This window comes from Pseudomonas sp. SDO5532_S415 (assembly GCF_054071155.1).
Window position 1 is genome coordinate 1 of sequence record NZ_JBSVWS010000211.1, and the last position, 8,369, is coordinate 8,369.

The following is an 8,369-nucleotide window of genomic DNA, read 5'->3' on the forward strand; positions in this document are numbered from 1 at the left end:
TGTACACCGGGCTACTGTGGGAGCGAGCCTGCTCGCGAAGAGGCCAGACCAAACACTAGGAAATCAGGCTTCGGGAAGGAACATTTCGCGACTCAACCCATGCCGCTGCATTTTTTCATTGAAGGTGCGACGCGGCAGTTGCAGTTCTTCCAGCACGGCTTTCACATCACCCTTGTGCCGGGTCAGCGCCGCACGCAGGCACTGTGCTTCAAAGGCTTCCTGCTGCGCCGCCAGAGATTGTCCGGGTTCGATGCCCGCGGGCACAGGCTCGCCAAGCCCCAGCACCTGACGCTCGGCCACGTTTGCCAGTTCGCGCACGTTGCCCGGCCAGTCGTGGCTCAGCAGATGGCTCAACTGCGGCCCGCTCAATGGCGAAAATGAACGACCCAGGCGCTCGGCGGCATGGCGGGCGAAGGATTCGTACAACAATGGAATGTCTTCGCGGCGGTCGCGCAGCGGTGGCAGACGCAATTCGGCGACATTCAATCGGTAGGCCAGATCCTCGCGAAAACGTCCGGCCCGTGCTTCGTCGAGCAGGTCCGGTTTGGTCGCGGCGATGATACGCAAATCCACGCGAATGCTCTGGTTCGACCCCAGGCGTTCGAGCTTCTGCTCCTGCAGCACCCGCAGCAATTTCACCTGTTGCGCCAAGGGCATGCTTTCGATTTCATCGAGAAACAACGTGCCGCCATCGGCGTATTCGAGTTTGCCGATGCGCTTGCCTTGGGCGCCGGTGAAGGCGCCGCTTTCGTGGCCGAACAGCTCGGCTTCGAACAATTGCTCGGGGATGGCCGCGCAGTTCAATGCAACAAAAGGTTTGTCGGCACGCGGTCCGAAGTCGTGCAGGCAACGGGCAACCAGCTCCTTGCCGCTGCCGGTTTCGCCACGGATCAGCACGTTGACCGGCAGCGCCGCCAGGTCCAGCACTTGCCCGCGCAAAACCTGCAAGCCTCGGGATACACCGAGCAGCGTAGCATCGAGCTTGGCGCGGTTGTCTGCCTGTTCGTGCAGGGCGCGGTTTTCCAGGACCAGTCGGCGCTTGTCCAGAGCCCGGCGCAGGCTGCCGAGCAGGGTTTCGGGGCTGAAGGGTTTTTCCAGAAAGTCGTAGGCGCCATCGCGCATCGCATCGACAGCCATGGGGACGTCGCCGTGGCCTGTCAGCAGGATCACCGGCAGGTCGGCATCACGGCGCTGGACCTCGGCCAACAGTTCCAGGCCGGTCATGCCGGGCATGCGCACATCGCTGAGAATCACCCCGGCAAAATGCTTCGGTAACTGCGCCAGGCACTCGTCGGCACGGCTGAACAACTGCACTTCGAATCCCGACAGGCTCAGCCATTGTTCGACGGCGCTGCGGATGCTGCTTTCGTCGTCCACGACCATCACTGAGTTGAGCATGAGCCATGGGCCTCCAGATCGATGGGTAGGGTCAGGGTGAAGACCGCGCCATTGGCGTGATTTTCGGCCGTCAGGGAACCGCCCGATTCGTGAACGATAGCGAAAGAAACCGCCAGGCCGATACCCAGGCCATCGCCCACCGGTTTGGTGGTGAAAAATGGATCAAACACCTTGGACAGGTTTTCTGGCGCGATGCCGCTGCCGTTGTCGATAACGCTCAAGTGCCACACTTGTTCTTCGGCTTCGAGGCGGATTTCCAGGCGCTTGCAGGGTTTGTCCTGCATCGCATCCAGCGCATTGCGCAGCAGGTTGATCAGCACCTGCTCCAGGCGAATCGCGTCGCCGCGGACCCAGGCCGGGCGTGCCAGGTGCAGCACTGTGCTGACTTGCTCGTCGCGTAACCGGGTGTCGAGCAGATGCAGCGACTGGTCGACCACCGCCGCCAGGTCCAGGCGTTCGCGCAAGCCACTGGGGCTTTTGCGGGCAAAGGTTTTCAGGTGACCGGTGAGGGCTGCCATGCGCGTCAGCATCTCGTCTACCGGCTTGAGTGCCTTGTACGCTTCGTCGACCCGTCCGTGATCAAGCAGCAGCCTCAGCGTCGCAAGTTGCATGCGCTGGGCCGTCAGCGGTTGATTGATCTCGTGGGCCAGGGCGGCCGACATCTGCCCGAGAGCGGCGAGTTTGGCCGATTGCACCAGGCCGTCCTGGGCGGTGCGCAGGTCGCGGGTACGTTCTTCCACCAGTTGTTCGAGCTCCTCGCGACTGCGCTGACGCAGTTTGGCCAAACGCCAGCGCTGATTGAGAAACAGCAGCAGGAACACCAGGGTCAGCCACAATCCGGCCGCAGCGAGTGCGGCGTTGCGGCTGTCTTCGAAGGCAACCTGGGGACGGCGCAGCAAGTGCAGGGTCCAGCCCTCGGCGGCGAGCGGCAAGGATTCCCACAGGTAGTCGGCATCACTGTCCGGACCCTTCACCCGTACCAGTTCACTGTTGTCGTCGAAGCGGCGCAACGATTGGTATTCAAGCGGCGTCAATGGCTGCTTGTTGTATTGGCGGGTGGCCTTGAGTTCGGCGTGATCGCTGTCGCTCAGCGGTTTCAAGTGCCGGTAGCGCCAGCCTGGCTGATTGGCGATGAAGATGATCCCGCGGGCGTCGCTGACCAGCAACGTGTCGTTACCCTGGCGCCATTCGCGCTCCAGCTCGGGAAACTCGAGTTTGACCACCATGGCGCCGAGAAACTGCCCGTCGTCGTTGGTCACGGCGCTGGACAGGAAGTACCCCGGAATACCGCTGGTCACCCCCACCGCATAAAAGCGTCCGGTGCCCTGGGTACGGGTCTGGTTGAAGTAGGGACGAAACCCGTAGTTGTGGCCGACGTAACTGCTGGGCAAGCGCCAGTTGCTCGCCGCCACGGCCAGACCGGTGCGATCGAGTAATTCCAGGGTCGAGGAATCGGCGGCACCGTTGATTTTTTCCAGTTTGCGGTTCAGCACGTCCTGTTGCTCGGGGCTGACCGGTCCTTTGAGCGCGTCGCGCAATTGCGGGTCCAGCGCCAGTACCGAGGGAAGGGCGCGGTAGCGTTCGATCAAGGTATGCAGCGAGGTGGCGTAAAGCGCCAGTTGCTGATTGGCACGGGCCGCGTCTTCGACCAGGGATTGGCGCACGGTGTGGCGCATGGCCAGGGTGGCGACAATGGCGGCACCGGCGATGATCACCAAGGTATAGAGCGTCAAGCGCAGGGGGCGGGATGACAAGAACATGCTGGGCATTACACATGGGGTACGGAGGGGGCGCACCATAACATGAGCGACTTCTCCTTGTGGGAGCGAGCCTGCTCGCGAAGGTCATCAACGATAATGCGTTCGTCCTGCTGAACGCGTTGTCCTCAGGTTTTTCGCGAGCAGGCTCGCTCCCACAAAAGCCGGTGATGGGCCAATAAAAAAGGCGACAGGGATAGCCCTGTCGCCTTTTTCGGGTCAGTCCAAGTGCTTACTGCACTTCAACCGCCAGGCTTTCACTGATCTTTTGCTGCCAGATGGCAGGACCGGTGATGTGTACCGACTCGCCTTTGCTGTCGACTGCAACAGTGACAGGCATGTCTTTGACGTCGAACTCGTAGATCGCTTCCATCCCCAGTTCGGCGAACGCCACCACGCGGGATTTCTTGATCGCTTGCGCCACCAGGTAAGCCGCGCCGCCCACTGCCATCAGGTAAACGGCTTTGTGGTCCTTGATCGCGTCGATGGCGGTCGGACCGCGCTCGGATTTGCCGATCATGCCCAGCAGGCCGGTTTGCTCGAGGATCTGACGGGTGAACTTGTCCATTCGCGTCGCGGTGGTCGGACCGGCAGGGCCCACCACTTCTTCGCGCACCGGATCGACCGGGCCGACGTAATAGATGAAGCGACCTTTGAGGTCCACCGGCAGGGTTTCGCCCTTGTTCAGCATCTCGACCATGCGCTTGTGTGCGGCGTCGCGACCGGTGAGCATTTTGCCGTTGAGCAGGACGGTTTCGCCCGGCTTCCAGCTCTGCACTTCTTCCGGGGTCAGGGTGTCGAGGTTAACGCGGCGGGCCGACGGACCGGCTTCCCAGACGATTTCCGGGTAGGCGTCCAAAGGTGGCGCTTCCAGCGATGCCGGACCGGAGCCGTCGAGCACGAAGTGCGCGTGACGGGTAGCGGCGCAGTTCGGGATCATGCACACCGGCAACGAAGCGGCGTGGGTCGGGTAGTCCATGATCTTCACGTCGAGCACGGTGGTCAGGCCGCCCAGGCCCTGGGCGCCGATGCCCAGCTGGTTGACCTTCTCGAAAAGCTCCAGACGCATTTCTTCGATACGGTTTTGCGGGCCGCGGGCCTTCAGCTCATGGATGTCGATGGATTCCATCAACACTTCCTTGGCCATCACCGCGGCTTTCTCGGCGGTGCCGCCGATGCCGATGCCGAGCATGCCCGGTGGGCACCAGCCGGCACCCATGGTCGGAACGGTCTTCAGAACCCAGTCGACGATCGAGTCGGACGGGTTGAGCATGGCCATTTTCGACTTGTTCTCGGAACCGCCGCCCTTGGCCGCCACGTCCACTTCCACGGTGTTACCCGGAACGATGGAGTAGTGGATAACGGCCGGGGTGTTGTCCTTGGTGTTCTTGCGAGCGCCCGCCGGGTCGGCGAGGATCGAAGCGCGCAGGACGTTTTCCGGCAGGTTGTAGGCGCGACGCACGCCTTCGTTGATCATGTCGTCCAGGCTCATGGTCGCGCCGTCCCAACGCACGTCCATGCCCACGCGGACAAACACGGTCACGATGCCGGTGTCCTGGCAGATCGGACGGTGGCCGGTGGCGCACATGCGCGAGTTGATCAGGATCTGCGCCATGGAATCACGGGCTGCCGGCGATTCTTCGCGCAGGTAGGCCTCGTGCATCGCCTGGATGAAATCCACGGGGTGGTAATAGGAAATGAACTGCAGGGCGTCGGCAACGCTCTGTATCAGGTCGTCTTGCTTGATCACGGTCATGAGTCGCGCTCCTCTAAAAGACGGGAACATTCAATAAGGTGCTTGCAGCTTGGGTGCATCGGTCGGTTGCAAGCACCTTTCAAGGCACGCCGGGCATGCTGGCGCGACGCTAAAAAGGCGCGGCAGTATAGCGCGCCTCGCTCAAGGGCACACCCGCCGATAGTCCAATCCTGTGGCGAGGGGATTTATCCCCGTTGGGTGGCGAAGCCGCCCCGAAAACTGCACCTCGGTCCATCAGGCATAACGTGTGCATCGGATTTACGACTGCTTCGCACTCGAACGGGGATGAATCCCCTCGCCACAGGTAACGCACTCGGCGCAGATGTATCAGAACCTCAAGTAGGATCTCGCCGGAAAATCGATGGTCATTTATCGGCCACGCCACTAAAGTGACATCCAGTCTGTAGAGTAGGACGCTCTGTCAGTCTTCTTTCATTCGGTGAGTCAACGATTGACCCATAACGCCATCCAGCGATTGCTAATCAAACGTTTTGCCCTCGCGGCCGGCACCTACGCCCTGGCATTGCTGTTGGTGTGGCTGGCGTTTTTTTCCGGTCACTACCAGGACTCACTGACGGGTATGGCCCTGGGCAGCGCGCTGGTGGTGATCAGCCAGGCGGCCTTGTTCGCGGTGTTCTACTCCGGTTGCAATCTGCGTTTCGCCGACCCCAGCCTGACTGAAGCCCAAGTGTTACTGGGGCTGGGTTGGCAAACCTGGCTGATCGCCCATCTGGACGATGCGCGCGGGGCGTTCCTGGTTTTTTACGTATTGATTCTGCTGTTCGGGCTGTTCCATCTGTCCCGTCGCTCATTCCTGCGCTGCGCCTTGCTGGTGTTCTTCAGTTTCAGCGCGATCACGCTATGGGAGGGCTACCACTTCCAGCTGCCCGACCCGGCCCTGGCGGCGTTGCAGGTGTGTGTGCTGCTGATCGTACTGGTCTGGCTGGTGCTCTATGCCGGCTATGTCCAGGCCTCGCGCCACCGCATGCGTCAGCGGCGTTTTGCCTTGCAGGCGCACCAGGACACGTTGCGCGGAATGATGCGCCAGCTCGAAGACCTCGTCGCCACCGACGAACTGACCGGCTTGTTCAACCGCCGGCATTTCCTGCGCCTGGCCTCCCGCGAACTCAATGCCATGGAAGTCGGCGTCGTGCATGGCCTGGCGCTGATCGACCTCGACCATTTCAAACGCATCAACGATCTGCACGGTCATGCCGCTGGCGATCAGGTGCTGCAAGCCTTTGCCGGCGTGGCCACCGCATGCCTGCGCGACGGTGACGTCCTGGCCCGTTACGGCGGCGAAGAGTTCGTGGTGTTGCTGCCCGATTGCGATGCCGACAGTTTGACGTTGTGTTGCGAACGGCTGCGCATCGCGTTCACCGATGTCGAATTGATCGGACTCAACGTGCGCAATCTCAGCCTGTCCGCCGGCATGACCCTGCTCGAGCAAGGGGATGATCTCGACGATGCCTTGCAGCAGGCCGATCAGGCGCTGTATCGCGCCAAGCGTGACGGGCGCAACCGTTGCGCGGCAGCGTGGGAAAACGTCGATGCCTGAGTTGCGCGTCGGCGACCGCCAGTGGTCGGTGGCGGCGGGCAGCAATCTGCTCGATGCCCTGAATCAGAACGGCGTGGCAGTGCCTTATAGCTGTCGCGCCGGCAGTTGCCATGCGTGCCTGGTGCAGTGTGTGCAAGGACTGCCGAGCGACAGCCGCCCGGATGCCTTGAGTGCGCAGCAGCGCCAGCAAGGCTGGCGCCTGGCGTGTCAGTGTCAGGTGGTCGAGGACTTGCAGGTGCACACCTTCGACCCGCAACAGGACGGCCGCCCGGCCGAGGTGGCGGCCGTCGATTGGTTGAGCGACAGCGTGTTGCGCTTGCGCCTGACCCCGCAGCGGCCGTTGCGATACAGCGCCGGCCAGCATCTGGTGTTGTGGGCGGGCAACGTTGCGCGGCCGTATTCCCTCGCCAGCCTGCCGGAAGACGACCGCTTCCTGGAGTTTCACCTCGATTGTCGCCTGCCAGGGGAATTCAGCGACGCGGCGCGTCAGCTAAAGATCGGCGATCCGATCCGCCTGGGCGAGTTGCGCGGCGGGGCCTTGCACTATGACCCTGACTGGCACGACCGACCCCTGTGGCTGATCGCCGCCGGTACCGGGTTGGGGCCGTTGTTCGGCGTGCTGCGTGAAGCGATGCGCCAGGATCACCAAGGCGCGATCCGTGTCATTCACCTGGCCCATGATGCGAGTGAGCATTATTTGGCCAAGCCACTGCTGGCCATGGCGGCCAGCCGTCCGAACCTGAGTATCGAGCTGTGGACTGCGGCCGAGTTGCCAGCGGCTTTGGCGCAACTGCGGCTTGTTTCCCGGCAAACCCTGGCCTTACTCTGCGGAGCCCCCGACAGCGTCGACGCCTTTGCCCGGCGCCTGTATCTGGCGGGACTGCCGCGCAATCAACTGCTGGCCGATGTGTTCCTGCCCCGTGGTTGAGCGCTGATTTCTGTGGCGAGCGAGCTTGCTCGCGCTGGGCTGCGCAGCGGCCCCAAAAATCTGTGAGCGCTGCGCACTCAAACGCGAGCAAGCTCGCTCGCCACAGTCGATCCTCTCAATCGGGACACGCCATGACCGAAGCCATTTTGCTGCAACGCGAACGCGGCCTGCTGACGCTGCGCCTCAATCGCCCCGAGAAGAAAAACGCCCTGACCCGCGCTATGTACAGTCATTTGGCCGAAGCGCTGAAGCAGGCCGATAGCGACCCTGAAATCAACGCGGTACTGATCACCGGCTCCAGCGAGTGCTTCACCGCCGGTAACGACATCGCCGACTTCATCCAGCAACCCCCTGGCAATCTCGACAGCCCCGTATTCCAGTTCATGCTCAACCTGCTCGAGTGCCGCAAACCGGTGATCGCCGCCGTGGCGGGCGCTGCCGTGGGTATTGGCACGACGCTGATGCTGCACTGTGATCTGGTATACGTCAGTCGCGACGCACGCTTGCGCATGCCATTCGTCAACCTTGGCCTGTGCCCCGAGTTCGGCTCCAGCCTGATCCTGCCGCGACTGCTCGGGCAGGCCAAAGCGGCAGAACTGTTACTGCTCGGTGAAGGATTCAACGGTGAGCAAGCGGCCGCATGGGGCATTGCGTCCGAAGCCTTGGGCAGTGGCGAAGAAGCTTTGGCCAGGGCGCGGGAAATGGCGTTGCGCTTCGAGTCCTTGCCACCGGAGGCGGTTCGTATCAGCAAGCAATTGATGAAAGCCCCGGATCGAGAGTTGTTGCGCAAGGTAATTGAGGAGGAGGGGGCGTTGTTCACCCAGCGGTTGCGCTCACCGGAGGCGATGGCGGCGTTGGTGGGGTTTATCAACCGGCATTAAGCATTGTGGTGACTGGGCTGGCCTCTTCGCGAGCAGGCTCGCTCCCACAGTGGTACGGCGTACACCGATCTGATGGGGGAGCGAGCCTGCT

General features: G+C 62.2%; 6 protein-coding genes. 3 read left to right on the forward strand and 3 right to left on the reverse strand.

Annotated elements, in window-relative coordinates; all coding sequences use genetic code 11:
• Positions 1 to 63 precede the first annotated feature (63 nt).
• The 3 genes from ACW9HW_RS27080 to ACW9HW_RS27090 form a co-directional block, all read right to left on the reverse strand.
• Positions 64 to 1,398 carry a sigma-54-dependent transcriptional regulator gene (locus tag ACW9HW_RS27080; RefSeq protein ID WP_095193133.1) on the reverse strand — a complete coding sequence of 445 codons (1,335 nt, stop codon included), beginning with the start codon at positions 1,396 to 1,398 and terminating at the stop codon, positions 64 to 66.
• Complete coding sequence (locus ACW9HW_RS27085) at positions 1,383 to 3,158, reverse strand: sensor histidine kinase (protein WP_095193291.1); 1,776 nt, start codon at positions 3,156 to 3,158, stop codon at positions 1,383 to 1,385. The genes ACW9HW_RS27080 and ACW9HW_RS27085 overlap by 16 nt, the downstream gene beginning before the upstream one ends.
• Before the next feature lie 229 nt (positions 3,159 to 3,387).
• Entirely contained in the window at positions 3,388 to 4,911 is a 1,524-nt protein-coding gene (locus ACW9HW_RS27090; protein WP_095193134.1) for a fumarate hydratase, read from the reverse strand.
• Between the two features lie 451 nt (positions 4,912 to 5,362).
• Between ACW9HW_RS27090 and ACW9HW_RS27095 the strand changes: the two genes are divergently transcribed.
• From ACW9HW_RS27095 to ACW9HW_RS27105, 3 genes are all read left to right on the forward strand, one after another.
• A complete protein-coding gene (locus ACW9HW_RS27095; RefSeq protein ID WP_095193135.1) occupies positions 5,363 to 6,469 on the forward strand; it encodes a GGDEF domain-containing protein in 1,107 nt (368 codons plus the stop codon).
• The gene (locus ACW9HW_RS27100) at positions 6,462 to 7,397 is read left to right on the forward strand and encodes an iron-sulfur-binding ferredoxin reductase (RefSeq protein WP_457402375.1); all 936 of its coding nucleotides are present in this window, start codon (positions 6,462 to 6,464) and stop codon (positions 7,395 to 7,397) included. Before ACW9HW_RS27095 ends, ACW9HW_RS27100 begins: the two co-directional genes overlap by 8 nt.
• Positions 7,398 to 7,528: 131 nt before the next feature.
• Positions 7,529 to 8,278 carry an enoyl-CoA hydratase-related protein gene (locus ACW9HW_RS27105; RefSeq protein ID WP_457402376.1) on the forward strand — a complete coding sequence of 250 codons (750 nt, stop codon included), beginning with the start codon at positions 7,529 to 7,531 and terminating at the stop codon, positions 8,276 to 8,278.
• The last annotated feature ends 91 nt before the right edge of the window (positions 8,279 to 8,369 follow it).